The organism is Acidovorax sp. sif1233 (assembly GCF_019218755.1).
GTDB lineage: Bacteria > Pseudomonadota > Gammaproteobacteria > Burkholderiales > Burkholderiaceae_C > Acidovorax.
The window spans coordinates 660,881-676,262 of sequence record NZ_JAHUWZ010000001.1; the positions used below are offsets into that span (position 1 = coordinate 660,881).

Genomic DNA, 15,382 nt, shown 5'->3' on the forward strand with positions numbered 1-15,382 from the left:
GCTGCCAGCGCTTGTCCATCAAGCGCGGTTAGCTATTGATTCAGGAGCAATCAATGCCCCAACGTCTTCCCATCCGGGTTGCGCGGGTCCGAGTATCCGTACAGCGCGCCGCCACGGATCTGGATGGTCTGCGTGCGGCCCATCGACGGCTTCACCGCGATGTTGTGGCCGCGCTGCTTGAGGAGCGCGATGGTGTCGGGCGAGAGGCCCTTTTCCACGCGCAGCTCGTCGGGCGTCCACTGGTGGTGCACGCGGGGGGCGGCAGCGGCTTCGGCGGGGTTCATGCCGAAGTCGATGGTGTTCACCACCGTCTGCAGCACCGTGGTGATGATGCGCGCGCCGCCAGGGCTGCCGGTCACCAGCGTGGGCTTGCCGTCCTTCAGGACCAGGGTGGGCGTCATGGACGACAGGGGGCGCTTCTTGGCGGCCACCGCGTTGGCGTCGCCGCCGACCAGGCCGTAGGCATTGGCCACGCCGGGCTTGGCCGAGAAGTCGTCCATCTCGTTGTTGAGCAAGATGCCCGTGCCCTTGGCGACGATGCCGCTGCCGAAGTTGGTGTTGAGCGTGTACGTCACGGCCACGGCGTTGCCGGCCTTGTCCACCACCGAGTAGTGGGTGGTCTGGTCGCTCTCATACGGCTGGGGCTGGCCGGGCTTGATGCTCTTGCCGCTGCGTGCGGTGTTGGCGTCGATGCCCTTGGCCAGCGATTCGGCGTAGCGCTTGGAGGTCAGGCCCTTGAGCGGGATCTTCACGAAGTCCGGGTCGCCCAGGTACTCGGCGCGGTCGGCGTACGCGAGCTTCATGCTCTCGGCCATGTAGTGGATGGTCTGCGCGCTGTTGGGGCCCCACTGGGCCAGGGGCAGGGGCTCCAGCATGTTCAGGATCTGCACCAGGTGCGGGCCGCCGGAGGAGGGTGGCGGCATGGTCACGATCTCATAGCCACGGTAGGTACCGCGCGTGGGCACGCGCTCGGCCACCTTGTATTCGCGCAGGTCCTGCAGCGTGAGGGCGCCGGCGTGCGGTGCCATCTCGGCGGCGATCTTCTGGGCGATCTCGCCTTCGTAGAACGCCTTGGCGCCCTGCTGGCCGATCAGGCGCATGGACTGGGCCAGGTCTTTCTGCACCAGCGGGTCGCCCACCTTCAGCGGCGCGCCGTTCTTCCAGAAGATGGCCTGGGTGGCGGGCCATTGGCCCATGTTCTTCTTTTCCTGGTCCAGGATCTTGGCCAGGGTTTCGCTCACCGGGAAGCCCTTGTCGGCCAGCTCGATGGCGGGAGCGATCACGCGCGACAGCGGCAGGGTGCCCCAGGTCTTGAGCGCATGCTCCATGCCGGCCACGGTGCCGGGCACGCCCACGGCGTAGTGGGTGTACAGCGACTTGCCGTCCACCACGTTGCCCTTGGCATCCAGGTACATGTCGCGCGTGGCCTTGATGGGCGCCACTTCGCGGAAGTCGAGCGCCACGCTCTTGCCGGTCTTGGCGTCGTGCACCACCATGAACCCGCCGCCGCCCAGGTTGCCCGCATTGGGCAGGGCCACGGCCAGCGCGAAGCCGATGCCCACGGCCGCGTCCACCGCGTTGCCGCCGGCTTTCAGGATTTCGAGGCCGATCTGCGAGGCCAGCTCCTGCTCGGTGGCGACCATGCCGTTGCGCGCCACCACCGGGTGGAATACGTCCATGTCGAAGTCGTACGCGGCGCTGGCGGCCTGGGCCGAGGCCGTTTGCTGTACGGCGGGCGCGGGCGCCGCTGCCGTGGTGGGTGTGCTGCCGCAGGCCGTGAGGCTGGCCAGCGCCAGCGCCAGGCTGGAGGCCAGCAGCGTGTGTCGGATGTTCATGGGTGATGCTCCTGAGATGGTTTTTTGCTCTGTAGGAAGGGGAGGGCGGGTGGACCCTGCGAAGGGCGCCCGCGGCAAGTGTAGGGTGGGCCCGCGCTGCGTGCGGGCGGCGGGTTATGCCGATTGAGTATGCAGCCTGTGTATGCCCGTCATTCCCGCTTTCTGTGCAGAAGAATGCGGCACGGGGCCGCGCTCCTCGATGCCTCAGCGCGGTGGTTGCGAAGCCCCTGGGCCCAGTGATTCGCGCACCTGGGTCAGCGAGCGCCGCTGGCGCCCCTGCGCATCCTGGTTGTCTTCCGACAGCCAGGCCTCGAACGCCTGCCGCAAACCAGGCCATTCGGTGTCGATGATGGAAAACCAGGCGGTGTCGCGGTTGCGGCCCTTGTAGACCACGGCCTGGCGGAAGATGCCCTCGAACTGGAATCCCAGGCGCGCGGCGGTGCGCCGCGAAGGGGCATTGAGGCTGTCGCACTTCCACTCGTAGCGGCGGTACCCCAGCGTGTCGAACACGTAGGCCATGAGCAGGAACTGCGCCTCCGTGGAGGCGGGTGTCTGCTGGAGCAGGGGCGAAAACATCACGTTGCCGACCTCGATGGCGCCGTGGGTGGGATCGATGCGCATCAGCGCCAGGGTGCCCACGGCCTTGCCCGTGGCCTTGTCCACCACCGCGAAGTGGCGCGGGTCGGTGCTGAGCGCGGCGGTGTGTGCGTAGCGGCCATAGTCCTCGGGGGTGTCGAACGGGCCGGTGAACATGTAGGTCCAGGCGCGTGGGTCCGGCGCGAGCCGGTAGGCCGCATCCAGGTCGGCCGCGTGGCGGTCGGCCTGCAGCGGCTCCAGCTGGCAGTGGCGGCCCACCAGGGTGACGGCGCCGGGCTGGGGGCGGGGTGTCCAGCCGGGCACGGGGGTACCAATGGGCTGGGCGAGATCATTCATGGAGGTGGACATGGAATTGCGCGGTCGAAGGGTCAAAAAAAAGAGAGGTTGAACCGGTGACTCTAGGATTCTTGTGGACCATTCAAAAGATCCACTCATGCACAATCTGATGGTGCCACCGAGGCTGTGAACTGGTGGTTTTTCACCGGCCACCATGACCCCACGCCTCCCCGCCATCGACCCCGTCCGCCATGTCCTGCTGGAGGCCCCGCTGGTGCGCGACCGGCAGGGCGACTCGCTGCAGCGCCAGCTCCTGACCCGCATCCGCGATGCCATCCTGGATGGGCGCTTCCCTTCGGGCTGCCGCCTGCCGGGGTCGCGGGATCTGGCGGTGGACCTGGGCGTTTCGCGCAATAGCGTGACAGCGGTTTATGAGCAGCTGGGGGCCGAGGGCTACATCGCGCTGAGCCGCCGGGGCACCAAGGTGTCCGCGCTGGACCGCAGCCGGGCCCGGGGCCATGCGGACCCCGCACACGCAGCGCCGCCCCGCCTGTCCGAGCGCGGCACGCGGGTGGTCAGCCGCTTTGCCGATGCGGCCGAGACCCTGGCTTTCAGGCCGGGCGTGCCCGCGCTGGCGCGGTTCCCCCTGAGCGCATGGAAGAGCTGTTTTGACCGCGCCTTCAAGGCATCTGGCGTGTCGGCCCTGGGCTATGGCAATCCGGCGGGCGAGGCCGCCTTGCAGGGCGCCATCATGCGGCACCTTGCGGTGGCACGCGGCGTGCGCTGCGAGGTGGGCCAGGTGGTCATCACCGAAGGCGCGCAGGAGGCGCTGAACCTGTGCGTGCGGCTGGTCACCAACCCGGGCGACACCGCCTGGGTGGAGGACCCGGGCTACCGGGGGGCGCAGACCGCCTTCCAGTGCGGAGACCTGAAGGTCGAAGCCCTGCGGGTCGATGGCGCGGGCCTGGTGGTGCCTGCCGATGCCTGGTCGGCGGCGCCGCCCCGGCTCATCTACACCACGCCGTCGCACCAGTACCCCACGGGCGGGGTGCTGCCCGTGGCCCGCCGGCTCGCGCTGATCCGGCAGGCGCAGGCCTGTGGCGCCTGGATCATCGAGGACGACTACGACAGCGAGTTCCGCCACGCGGGCGAACTCATTGGTGCCATGCAGGGCCTGGTGCCACAGGCGCCGGTGATGTACGTGGGCACATTCAGCAAGACGCTGTTCCCTTCCTTGCGGCTGGGCTTTGTGGTGCTGCCGCAGGCCCTGGCCGCAGCGGCCGCGCCGCTGCTCAAGGAGACCCTGCGCGGCGGGCATCGCCATGAGCAGCTGGCGCTGGCGGAGTTCATCGACAGCGGGCAGTTCAGCCGGCACCTGGGGCGCATGCGGCGCCTGTACCGGGGCCGGCAGGCGCTGCTGCGCGATGCGCTGGCGCAGCACCTGGCCGTGCCCCATGCGGTGCTGGGGGGCGACAGCGGCATGCACCTCACGGTGCGCCTGCCGCCCGAATACCCCGACCAGGCGATTGCCGAGGCGGCCCGCGCCTACGACATGGCGCCGGCACCACTGTCGCAGTTTGCCCTGCGCGCTCGGCCCGAGGACAACGGCCTGGTGCTGGGCTACGGCAATACGTCCGAATCGCAGTACCCGGCCCTGGTGCAGCGGCTTTCGCGGCTGGCCCAGGCGCGGCGGGCACGGCGCAGCGCCTGAGCGCGAAACCGCATCAGGCGAGCAGGTCGCTCAGCGAGCGCGCGATCACCTTGGTGGCGCGGCGCAGGTCTTCGAGCTGCAGGCGTTCGTCGGCGCGCTTGGCGTGCGATTCGAGCACGGTGCGCGGGCCGGAGCCGTAGATCACGCCCGGGATGCCGCGCTCCACATACAGGCGCACGTCGGTGTACAGCGGTGTGCCCACCGCGGGCACGGGCTCGCCGATCACGGCCTGCGCATGCTTCTGGATGGCGTCCACCAGCGGCTGGTTGCCGGCCAGCGGGGTCATGGCGTTGGCCAGCAGCAGGCGCTTGATGTCCACGCTGATGCCCGCGCGCTCGCCCGCGGCCTGCTCGATCACGCGGCGGATGGCGGCTTCGACCTCCACCGGGTTCTCTTCGGGGATCATGCGGCGGTCGAGCTTGAACATCACCTTGCCGGGCACGACGTTGGTGTTGGTGCCGCCCTCGATGCGGCCCACGTTCAGGTACGGGTGCTTGATGCCCGCCACCTTGGACGTGACCTTCTTGTACTCGTCGTTCTGCGCATACAGTGCGTTCAGGATGTGCACCGCGCCCTGCAGCGCGTCCACGCCGGTGTGGGGCACGGCCGCGTGGGCCATCTTGCCGTGCACGGTCACTTCCATCTGCAGGCAGCCGTTGTGGGCGGTGACCACTTCGTAGCTGAAGCCGGCGGCGATCATCAGGTCGGGCTTGGTGAGCCCCTTTTGCAGCAGCCAGCCGGGGCCGAGTTCGCCACCGAATTCCTCGTCGTAGGTGAAGTGCAGTTCCACCGCGCCCCGCGAGGGCTTGGCGGCGGCTTCCAGCGCGCGCACCGCGAAGGTGAAGCTGGCGAAGTCGCTCTTGCTCACGGCGGTGGCGCGGCCGTACATGGCGCCGTCCACAATTTCGGCGCCGTAGGGGTCGTGCGTCCAGCCTTCGCCGGGGGGCACCACGTCGCCGTGGGCGTTCAGGGCAATGGTCTTGCCGCCGCTGCCGTACGGTCTGCGCACGATGAGGTTGGTGATGGATTCCATGCCGTAGGCCAACACGTCGGCGGCCGGCACGGCGTGCTTCTCGGCGGTGTAGCCAAACTCGGTCAGCAACTCGGCGGTGCGCTCTGCGTGGGGAGCGTTGTTGCCGGGTGGGGTGTCGGTGGGCACGCGCACCAGGGCCTGCAGAAAGCGCACTTCCTCATCGAAGTGCTGGTCGATCCAGGCGTCGAGAGCGGCGTAGGCGGTGGGGGTGTTTGTCGTCATGGTTGTTGTTCCTCGGCAAGTTGGCGCAGGACCTGGGTGAAGGCGTCCACGGCCAGCTGCATGTCGTTGTTGGTGGTGGATTCGAGCGGGTTGTGGCTGATGCCCGAGTTCAGTCCGCGCACGAAGAGCATGGCCTGGGGCATGATTTCGTGCAGCTTCATCGCATCGTGTCCCGCCCCGCTGGGCATGCGGAACACGGGCACGCCCAGCGTGTCCACGGCGCGCTCCCAGTGGTGCTGCCAGGCGGGCGCGCTGGGCGCGGCGGCGGCGCGCATGGATTCTTCCAGCGTGTAGCGCAGGCCGCGCCGGGCGGCGATCCTGGCGAGCTGCTCCCTCACGTCGTTCACCAGCGCGTCGCGCTGGGCGTCGGTGGGCGCGCGCAGGTCCAGGCTGAATTGGCAGCGGCCGGGCACCACGTTGATGGAGCCTGCGGGCACCTGCAGCTGGCCGATGGTGCCCACCGAGTCGCCGTCCTGCGCGGCGCGCTGCTCCACGTACAGCGCCAGTTCCGCCACGGCCACGGCGGCGTCGCGGCGGCGGTCCATGGGGGTGGTGCCGGCGTGGCTGGCGGTGCCGATCATTTCGCACAGAAAACGCACGCTGCCGTTGATGGAGGTGACCACGCCCAGGGGCAGGTCCAGCTCGTTGAGCACGGGGCCCTGCTCGATGTGTACCTCGATGAAACCCAGGTATTGCGCGGGGTCGCGCTGGAGCTTGGGGATGTCGTCGATGCACAAGCCCGCGTGCTGCATGGCCGCGCGCATGGTCACGCCGTCCACGTCCTTCTGGTCGAGCCAGGCGGGGTTGAAGTCGCCGATGAGCGCGCCCGAGCCGAGGAACGTGGCCTTGTAGCGCTGGCCTTCTTCTTCGGCAAAGCCCACCACCTCGATGCCGAAGGGCAGCCGCCGGCCGGCGCGGTGCAGCTCGCGCACGCAGGCCATGGGCACGAAGATGCCCAGGCGGCCGTCGTACTTGCCGCCGTTGCGCACCGTGTCGTAGTGCGACCCGGTGATGAGGTAGCGGGCCCCTTCCGTGGCCGGGTGGTAGCGCCCCACCACGTTGCCCACGGCGTCAATCTCCACTTCGTCGAAGCCGCAGTCGCGCATCCAGTGGCTGATGCGCTGGGCGCAGGCGCGGTGCGCGTCGGTCAGATACGTGACGGTGAGCTGGCCCTTTTCAGCGAAGCCGGGGTCGGAGTGTTCGGCCAGCTTTTCCTGCCAGTCCCACACGTCGTTGCCCAGCACGGGCTCGGCGGCGAACTTGTCGTTCAGGCGAATCTCGGCGATGCGGTGGATGTTGCGCAGGGCCTCGGCCAGTTCGAACTCGGGATGGTTGTCCAGGCGCCGCGCAAAGGTGTCGATGATCTCCTGCTTGGGCAGGCCCGTGCCGCGCGGCCCGCGCACCGCCAGGATGAACGGGAAGCCGAAGCGCTCGTTGTAGGCGGCGTTGAGCGCCTGGATGCGCGCGAACTCCTCGGGTGTGCACTGGGTGAGGCCCGCCTTGCTCTGCTCGTTGGTGGACTCGGCCGTGAGGTTCTTGGCCACCATCGCTTTGCCCGCCAGTTCCGGGTGGGCGCGGATCAGTGCCAGCTGCGCGTCCTGGCCCGCCGTGCGCACCACCTGGGCCAGCGCGTGCTGCAGGTGGGCCTGCGAGCGGAAGGGCCGCTGCGCCAGCGCCTGCTCGGCGATCCAGGGCGAGTGCTCGTACAGGCCATCGAGCAGCTGCAGGGCCTCGGCGCTGCTGGCGGCGTTGAGTTGTTCCAGTGTCAGGGCCATGGTCAGCCTGCTTTCTGTGAAGGGTAGGGGTGCGCCTGTTTCCAGTGGCGCGCGATGTCGATACGGCGGCACACCCACACGTCGCCGTGCCGCTCGATGTGGTCCAGGAAACGCTGCAGCGCGGTGATGCGGCCGGGCCGGCCCAGCAGGCGGCAGTGCATGCCGATGCTCATCATCTTGGGCGCGTTGTCGCCGGCCGGGTCGCCTTCGGCGTACAGCGCGTCGAACGTGTCCTTCATGTACTGGAAGAACGGGTCGGCGTGCGAGTAGCCCTGCGGCAGCGCGAAGCGCATGTCGTTGCAGTCGAGCGTGTAGGGCACGATGAGCTGGGGCGCGGTGGTGCCATCGCTCTTTTTCACGTCCATCCAGAACGGCAGGTCGTCGCCGTAGTAGTCGCTGTCGTATTCGAAGCCGCCGAAGTCGGCCACGAGGCGGCGGGTATTGGGACTGTCGCGGCCGGTGTACCAGCCCAGGCCATGCACATGGCCTTCCGAGCTTCCTCGAGGGCCCGTCATGCGCTCAATGATCTCCATGGCCTCGACCATGTGGGCGCGCTCGACCTCTTCGGGCACATGCTGGTAGTGGATCCACTTGAGGCCGTGGCAGGCGATCTCGTGGCCCAGCTGCACGAACGCCTGGGTCAGCTCGGGGTGGCGCTGCAGTGCGCTCGACACGCCGAACACGGTGAGCGGCAGCTTGCGCTTTTCGAACTCGCGCAGGATGCGCCACACGCCGGCGCGCGAACCGTATTCGTAGATGCCTTCCATGCTCATGTGCCGCTCGGGGTAGCTCGCGGGGTTGAACATTTCGGACAGGAACTGCTCGCTGCCCGCGTCGCCGTGCAGCACGGCGTTCTCGCCGCCTTCTTCGTAGTTGAGCACGAACTGCACGGCGATGCGCGCACCGCCCGGCCATTGCGCATGGGGCGGGGTCTTGCCGTAGCCGATGAGGTCGCGGGGGTAGGGCTGGGTGGAGTCGTAGATCATGGGCATGAAGGATTCAAGGGGTCTGTCACGCGCTGGGATGTCACGTGCTGAGCGCGGCGGCCAGGTCGCTGGCCGGGCGCTTGCGGTCGAAGGTCAGGCTGGCTTCCACGTGCTCCAGGTGGGCCTGCATGAGGGAGACGGCCAGGGCCTCGTCGCGCGCGGCGAGCGCGGCCACGATGTCGCCATGCTCCTCGTGGGAGTGTTCGGCGGCGCTGGCCGACTGGTACATCAGCGTGATGAGGGCGCAGCGAGAGATCAGGTCGCCCAGCATCTGCGCCAGCACCTCGTTGCCCATGAGCTCGGCCATGCGCACATGGAAGTCGCCCAGCAGCTCGGTGCGGCTGCTGGCATCGGCCGTGCCCATGGCGGCCTTCTCGCTGGCGACGTGGGCGCGCAGCGCCTTGATCTTGGCGGGGGTCACGGTCTGCACGAAGGCCCGCGTCATCTCGGTCTCGAGCATGCGGCGCACGGCGAACACCTGGCGGGCCTCTTCGACCGAGGGGGTGGACACGAACGCTCCGCGCGCGGGCTCCAGCGTGACGAGGCGGTTCTGCGCGAGCTGGAACAGCGCCTGGCGCACCAGCGTGCGCGACACGCCGAAATGGTCGGCCAGTTTCTGCTCGGCCAGCTTGGTGCCCGGCTGCAGGCGGTGCTCGACGATGGCGCGGGTCAACGCGTCGACAATGGCACTGGTGGATGAAGATTCCATGGTTGCATGATACGTTGGATGGCGAAAAGTGTATACACTTTTGGTCTACACGCTGCGATCTGGCAATCCTCGCCGATCGGCCGTGGTCCCCACTTCAGGAGATTCCCTATGGGATTGAGCACCCACGTTCTGGACACCATGAATGGCTGCCCCGCGGCCGGCATGGAGATCGCCCTGTATTCCACCGACGGCGACAACGCCACCCTCATCAAGCGCCTGGTGTTGAACCATGACGGCCGCACCGATGCGCCGCTGTTCGACAATGCGACCCTGCGCGCTGGCACCTACCGGCTCAGCTTCAATGTGGCGGGCTACTTCAAGGCGCGCGGCGTGCAGCTGCCCGAACCCAATTTCCTGAACCTGGTGAGCCTGGATTTCGGCATCGCGCACGCCGACCAGCACTACCACGTGCCGCTGCTGGTGAGCCCGTGGAGCTATTCGACCTATCGCGGGTCGTGAGGGGCGGGGCCCAGCCAGGGCCCGCGCGCACGGGGATGTGCCTACAGCTGCCCTTCGGTCAAGGTATCGAGCTGGAAATGCCCGCTCTTGTCCCACAGCCAGGTGTCGGTGTAGGTGACCTTGCCCAGGCGCGCGGGCACCGGGAAGGGCGCCGCTGCGCGCACGGTGCGCTCGATTTCCGCGACCACCTCGGGGGCATGGCGCGGGGCACGCATCCACCGCAGGCGTGTCACCTTGCCAGCGCGGTCGATATCCACCTCCAGCACGCCGATCGCATACAGCATGGGGGGCAGCTTGCCCTTGAACACGCGCTGCGCGTTCAGGCCGTAGAGGTGGGTGGCGGCGTCCTGCCGGTACGCCCGGGGGGTGGTCGCCGCCGAGGCGCGGGCCGAACCGGCGCTTGCGGGCACGGGGCCCTTGACGCCGCTGGAGGCATCGGTGCTGGGCGCACGGCTGTCCTGCGCGGGCGGCGCAGGTTCGGGAGCCGACTTGCATGCCGCCACCAGCGCTGCGATGGCGGCCATGAGCCCGGCGAGCAGCCAGTGGCTGCGGGTACTGGGGGTGCGCTCGGGGGCTGGGGACGGCATGATGGCTGGTGTGGGCTGGAACGGAACGGGGACCCTGGGACCCCGATGGCGCGAAGGATCTGGATTGACTGATGTGCTTTTACTGCTGGACGGCCTTGCGGCCGCGCCCGCCTGTCTGGTAAGGGTGGAGTCTACCGAAGGCTCGGTGCCGCGTGAAGCCGGGGCCTGGATGGCCGTGTTCGCCGAGCGGATAGTGGGCACCATTGGCGGCGGCCACCTGGAGCACCAGGCCATTGCCGAGGCCCGCCGGCGCCTGGGGGGCGTGCCCGGCCCGGCCCGCATGCGCTATGCGCTGGGCCCGGCGCTGGGGCAGTGCTGCGGGGGCGTGGTGCACCTCGAATTCGAGACGCTGTCCGCACCCGCCGACCAGGCCCTGGCCGACCGCCTGCGCGCGCGCCTGTCGCCGCGCCGGCATCCGGTGGCGCTGTTCGGCGGCGGGCATGTGGGCCACGCGCTGGCCCGGGTGCTGGCGCCGCTGCCGTTCGCGCTGACCTGGATCGACAGCCGCGACGGGATCTTTCCGCAGCCGGCGCCGGACGGCGTGGCCTGCGAACACTCCGACCCGGTGCAGCTGGCGGTGCCGGACCTGGCCTCTGGCACCCGCGTGCTGATCATGAGCTTCAGCCATGCCGAGGACCTGGACGTGGTGGCCGCCTGCCTGCGCCGCCAGCGCGAGCGGCGCGACCTGCCGTTCATCGGGCTCATCGGCAGCAAGACCAAGTGGGCGACGTTCGCAAACCGCCTGCATGGGCGCGGGTTCGCGCAGGAGGAACTGGCGCAGGTCACCTGCCCCATCGGCATCCGGGGCATCGACGGCAAGGAGCCGGAGGTCATCGCCGTGGCCGTGGCCGCGCAGCTCCTGCAGACCCTGGGCGGTGGGGGCGCGAACGGGTTCTGAGGGTAACTCCGCTCCCGCGTGCCTTCGAGGGGGCTGGAATCGAGAACAATTTCTGCATACACTTTTCACTGTCCTGATTCGGTATTTCATGGGTCGCAGCGGTGCCCCGGCAGAATCTCTGCCAAGGTGCGCGACCCCCTTCTTCTGCTCAGAGCGCCCGCAGTGGTGAGCAGGTTGCACAAAGGCGGCGCCTTCGCGCCGCCAAAGTTGAGAGACTTCCATGGAAAGCTACTTTCTCGACTGGGCCAACCTGCTGCTGCGCTGGGTCCACGTCATCACCGCCATCGCCTGGATCGGCTCCTCGTTCTATTTTGTCTTCCTGGACAGCAGCCTCACGCCGCCCGAGGACGAGGACCTGAAGAAGCAGGGCGTGAGCGGCGAGCTCTGGGCCGTGCACGGCGGCGGGTTCTACCACCCGGTCAAGTTCGCCGTGTCGCCCCCGAAGCTGCCTGGCCACCTGCACTGGTTCTTCTGGGAGAGCTACAGCACCTGGATCAGCGGCTTCGCGCTGTTCACGGTGTCGTACCTCTACAGCGCCAGCACCTACCTCATCGACAAGTCGCGCATGGACTGGGCCCCCGCCACGGCCATCGTGGTGGCGCTGGCGTTCTTCGTGGTGTTCTGGCTGTTGTACGACGCGATCTGCCGCCTCTTCGGGCAAAAGAAGAACGGCGACGCCATCGTGGGGGCGCTGGTGCTCGTGCTGGTGTGCATCGCCTCCTGGCTGGCCTGCCACTGGTTCGCGGGCCGCGCGGCCTTCCTGCTGGTGGGCGCGATGATCGCCACGGCCATGAGCGCCAACGTGTTCTTCTGGATCATCCCCGGCCAGCGCACGGTGATCGCGCAGATCAAGGCCGGCGAGCCCGTGGACCCCATCCACGGCAAGCGCGGCAAGCAGCGCAGCGTGCACAACACGTACTTCACGCTGCCCGTGCTGTTCGCCATGCTGAGCAACCACTACAGCTTCACCTGGAGCCACCCGCAGAACTGGCTGGTGCTCATCCTCATGATGTTTGCGGGCGCCGCCATCCGCCAGTTCTTCGTGATGCGCCACGGCCACAAGCTGGGCCGCAACGGCAACCCGCTGCCGTATGCGCTGGTGGGGGTGGTGGTCATCGTGGGCGTGATCGCCTGGATGCGCCCCGCGCCGGTGGCGGCCCCTGCCGCGCCGGTGGCGGGATCTGCTCCTGTTTCAGGAGCTGCTGGCGCAGGTGGGCAAAGCGCTGGAGGTCAAAATGACTATGCATCCCTGCAGCCCGTGCTGGCCCAGCGCTGCTACATGTGCCATGGCGAGCAGGTGCAGATGAAGAACCTGCGGCTGGATGCGCCCGACAGCGTCAAGCAGCATGCGCAGGCCGTCTACCAGCAGGTGGTGGTGCAAAAACTCATGCCCATGAACAACGCCACGGGCATGACCGATGCCGAGCGGGGGCTGGTCAAGCGCTGGTTCGAGGCCGGAGCGGCGGTGGGCACTCCCTGAGCCGCTGCGCGCTTCACCCCGGGGTCCGGCCGGACCCGTTCCATGCAGGCACCCGCCGGGGTGCGTGATTTTTGGGCGCCCTACGCCGCCAGCGCGTCTTGCAGCGCGCGGGTGGCGGCCAGTGCGCCCAGGCTCGATTCGGTGAAGCCGCCATGCAGCACCACCCCCGTGGCCGCCTGCTTGGCCTCGTGTTTGGCCACCGCGGCCAGATTGGCCACTTCCTCGGCATGGCGGAAGCGTCCGGGGGTGATGCGCACCGCGCCGATGGCCAGCGTGGTGCACGGAAAGAACCGCTGCACGCCGTGGCGGTCCTCGGCGTCGATGCCGCCGGCCTGCCGCGCAGCGTCGTCGAACAGCGTGAGCGCCTCGCGCGCGAATTCGTCCACGATGTTCTTGCAGCGCTGCAGCCAGTTGCTGCTCTGGAACACGAGCATGAAGTCGTCCCCGCCCACATGGCCCACGAAGTCGCGCCGCGCGTCGCAGTGCGCCGTGGCCAGGCGCGCCACCAGGCGGATCATCTGGTCGCCGCGCCAGTAGCCGTAGTGGTCGTTGAAGGGCTTGAAGTTGTTCAGGTCCGCATAGCAGGCCACGAACTCGGTGTGGTGGTCCAGCAGGCGCTGCATGTGCAGGCTGATGGGGATGTTGCCGGGCAGGAAGGTCAGCGGGTTGGCGTGCCGCGCCGCCTCGATGCGCGTCTCGGTCACGGCGCGCACCAGCTGGTCGCCCGTGCCCAGGCCCAGGTAGCGGCCGTTGTCGGTCACGATGTAGCCGTCGCTCAGGTAGCGCTGGTCCTGCGAGGTGAGGATGCCCACGAGCTGGTCCACGTCGCAGTCCAGTTCCACCACGCGCGGGGCCTGGTTGGCGAAGGCCAGGCACGGCTTGCGGCCATGCACTTCGCGGAAGTACAGCGTGGCGTAGTGGTTCATGAACTGCTGGCGGTTGATGAGCGCCACGGGGCGCGTGCCGTCCACCACGGCCAGCGCATGCAGGTCGGTGCGTTCGTGGAACATCGCCGCCACCGCGTCATTGCTGGTGGCGGGCGCGGCGGTGGGTGCCTGCACCACCAGCACGCTGCGCAGGATGCCCGGGCGCGCCGTCTGCCCCAGGTGGGGCAGCACGGCCACGCGGCGGTCCTGCATCACTTCCAGCGCGGGGCCGTCCACCGTCTCGCGGGGTGTACGGGCCGGGCGGCCCAGCAGCCAGCCCTGGCCGTAGGGGATGTCCAGGTCGCGCAGCGCGCGCAGGTCGTCGCGTGTCTCGATGCCCTCGGCGATCAGCGTGGTGCCGAACACGTCGGCGATGCCCTTGATGGCCTGCAGCATCTGCAGGTTCTCGGGGTGGTCGCTGATCTCGCGGATGAAATACTTGTCGATCTTCACGAAGTCGGGCTTCACCTCGGACCACAGCCGCAGGCTGGAGCGGCCGTCGCCGAAGTCGTCCAGCGCCATGCGCGCGCCGCAGGCGTGCACGGCCTTGATGGCCTGGCGCAGCAGGGGCATGTCGGACACGCGCTCATGCTCGGTGATCTCCAGCACCAGCATGCGCGCGCTCGCGCCGAAGCTGCGCACCGTCTCGCCCAGTTTCTGGGCGCCGACCAGTGCCACGCCGTGCACCAGCGCGTCGGCGCTGATGTTCACGAACAGGCGGCCGGGGGCCTCCTGCGCACCCCATTGCTGGAGGGCGGTGAACACGCACAGCAGCTCGAAGTCCTGCAGGATGCGCTCGCGCCGGGCCATCTCCAGCAATGCGTCGGGGGTGTGCCAGGGCGTGCCGCGAGGTCCCCGGATCAGGGCCTCATGGGCATAGATGCTGCCTTCGCGCAGGTCGGCCAGCGGCTGGAAAACGCAGTGCAGGCCCCCCTCGCGCATGAGCCCCGCCAGAGGGCCCGTGCCATGGCGCGCGGCCGGCGACAGCAGCGTCAGCATCGCCTCCAGCCGGCTCCAGGGAGTGTTCTGCATTGCGTGGGATGGGTGGTCTCTGGGCAAGGTGCCCACGATAGCGGCGGGCTGTGACAATGTGGTTACAAGCTGTCACGTTTCTGCCGGCCGCCGGCGCCGCGCCCCGGGGCCGGGTCGTGCGCCGCCGCCCGTGTGTTGGCGCAAGGCCCCCGCGCGGCGGGGCCGGCGGCGAGGTTCCGGTTTGATCTTGCTCAATGCCCGGCGGGCGCCGGCACGGCACAGTCCGTCCCATGCTGCCCTCTATCTATTTCTCCCTGCCCGCCGAAACCGAGGTCATTGCCGCCGGTGAAGTGCTGCGCAGGCGCAACGAGGTGCTGACGTCCGTGCTGCACCTGGAAAGCGGCCGCGTGCTGCGCGGCGTGCTGGACGATGGCTACCTGCGCCACCAGCTGGGAGCCGTGGACGGGCCGTTCTGGCTGGACGCCGCGTCGGCGCTGATGGGCCTGCCGTTGCCGGTGGACATGGTGGCCGACACGCGCCTGCAGGTGCGCCGCCTGCCCATCGATGAATTTCACCGCAGCCTGGCCGAAATGCCCGCGGGCGCGCGCGGCCTGCTGCTGGACATGGCGCAGGGCTACCGGCAGCAGTCCGAGCTGGCCGTGAGCCGCCTGGCGCAGGATGCCGAATCGCGCTGCGCGCAATGGCTGCTAAAGCATGCCGAGCAGGACCACAGCGGTGCGATGCAGGTCACGCTGCACCAGCGCAAGCGCCTGATCGCCGCGCAGCTGGGCATTGCGCCCGAGACCTTCTCGCGCGTGCTGCGCCACCTGCGCGAGCTGGGCCTGATCCACGGCACCGGCAACGTGCTGAACCTTCCCCACCCCCGCGCGCTGCAGTCCATGGCGGGTTGCTAGAA

General features: G+C 68.8%; 12 protein-coding genes and 1 pseudogene. 5 read left to right on the plus strand and 8 right to left on the minus strand.

Going from position 1 to position 15,382, the window contains the following annotated elements:
• Positions 1-50 precede the first annotated feature (50 nt).
• Both ggt and KW843_RS03075 read right to left on the minus strand, forming a co-directional pair.
• The gene (gene ggt, locus KW843_RS03070; protein WP_218293609.1) at positions 51-1,835 is read right to left on the minus strand and encodes a gamma-glutamyltransferase; all 1,785 of its coding nucleotides are present in this window, start codon (positions 1,833-1,835) and stop codon (positions 51-53) included.
• Between the two features lie 237 nt (positions 1,836-2,072).
• A pseudogene (locus tag KW843_RS03075) lies at positions 2,073-2,780 on the minus strand (GNAT family N-acetyltransferase); the annotation flags it as partial.
• Positions 2,781-2,922: 142 nt separating this feature from the next.
• On the opposite strand from KW843_RS03075, the gene KW843_RS03080 reads away from it, so the two are divergent.
• Positions 2,923-4,419 carry a PLP-dependent aminotransferase family protein gene (locus KW843_RS03080; RefSeq protein WP_218293611.1) on the plus strand — a complete coding sequence of 499 codons (1,497 nt, stop codon included), beginning with the start codon at positions 2,923-2,925 and terminating at the stop codon, positions 4,417-4,419.
• Positions 4,420-4,432: 13 nt separating this feature from the next.
• On the opposite strand, the gene KW843_RS03085 is transcribed toward KW843_RS03080, so the two are convergent.
• The 4 genes from KW843_RS03085 to KW843_RS03100 are packed head-to-tail and all read right to left on the minus strand — an operon-like array spanning position 4,433 to position 9,144.
• Positions 4,433-5,674, minus strand: a complete 1,242-nt coding sequence (locus KW843_RS03085) for an ArgE/DapE family deacylase (protein ID WP_218293612.1) — start codon at positions 5,672-5,674, stop codon at positions 4,433-4,435.
• A complete protein-coding gene (uraD, locus tag KW843_RS03090; RefSeq protein WP_218293613.1) occupies positions 5,671-7,449 on the minus strand; it encodes a 2-oxo-4-hydroxy-4-carboxy-5-ureidoimidazoline decarboxylase in 1,779 nt (592 codons plus the stop codon). Before uraD ends, KW843_RS03085 begins: the two co-directional genes overlap by 4 nt.
• Positions 7,450-7,451: 2 nt before the next feature.
• Entirely contained in the window at positions 7,452-8,435 is a 984-nt protein-coding gene (puuE, locus tag KW843_RS03095; RefSeq protein ID WP_218294409.1) for an allantoinase PuuE, read from the minus strand.
• Between the two features lie 40 nt (positions 8,436-8,475).
• Positions 8,476-9,144: a GntR family transcriptional regulator gene (locus tag KW843_RS03100; protein WP_218293614.1), complete on the minus strand. Its 669-nt coding sequence runs from the start codon at positions 9,142-9,144 to the stop codon at positions 8,476-8,478.
• A gap of 108 nt (positions 9,145-9,252) precedes the next feature.
• On the opposite strand from KW843_RS03100, the gene uraH reads away from it, so the two are divergent.
• Positions 9,253-9,603, plus strand: coding sequence for a hydroxyisourate hydrolase (gene uraH / locus KW843_RS03105; protein WP_218293615.1), 351 nt, complete (start codon positions 9,253-9,255; stop codon positions 9,601-9,603).
• A 41-nt stretch (positions 9,604-9,644) separates the two neighbouring features.
• Here uraH and KW843_RS03110 read toward each other — a convergent pair whose 3' ends face one another.
• The gene (locus KW843_RS03110) at positions 9,645-10,127 is read right to left on the minus strand and encodes a hypothetical protein (RefSeq protein WP_218294410.1); all 483 of its coding nucleotides are present in this window, start codon (positions 10,125-10,127) and stop codon (positions 9,645-9,647) included.
• Positions 10,128-10,254: 127 nt separating this feature from the next.
• Here KW843_RS03110 and xdhC point away from each other — a divergent pair, with 127 nt between their 5' ends.
• Positions 10,255-11,088, plus strand: a complete 834-nt coding sequence (gene xdhC, locus KW843_RS03115; protein WP_255594503.1) for a xanthine dehydrogenase accessory protein XdhC — start codon at positions 10,255-10,257, stop codon at positions 11,086-11,088.
• A gap of 220 nt (positions 11,089-11,308) precedes the next feature.
• Positions 11,309-12,568: a urate hydroxylase PuuD gene (locus tag KW843_RS03120; protein ID WP_218293616.1), complete on the plus strand. Its 1,260-nt coding sequence runs from the start codon at positions 11,309-11,311 to the stop codon at positions 12,566-12,568.
• Between the two features lie 80 nt (positions 12,569-12,648).
• Here the strand turns inward: KW843_RS03120 and KW843_RS03125 are convergent, their stop codons facing one another.
• Positions 12,649-14,526, minus strand: a complete 1,878-nt coding sequence (locus KW843_RS03125; RefSeq protein WP_255594504.1) for a phosphodiesterase — start codon at positions 14,524-14,526, stop codon at positions 12,649-12,651.
• A 230-nt stretch (positions 14,527-14,756) separates the two neighbouring features.
• On the opposite strand from KW843_RS03125, the gene KW843_RS03130 reads away from it, so the two are divergent.
• Positions 14,757-15,380: a Crp/Fnr family transcriptional regulator gene (locus tag KW843_RS03130; RefSeq protein WP_218293617.1), complete on the plus strand. Its 624-nt coding sequence runs from the start codon at positions 14,757-14,759 to the stop codon at positions 15,378-15,380.
• Positions 15,381-15,382: the final 2 nt, after the last annotated feature.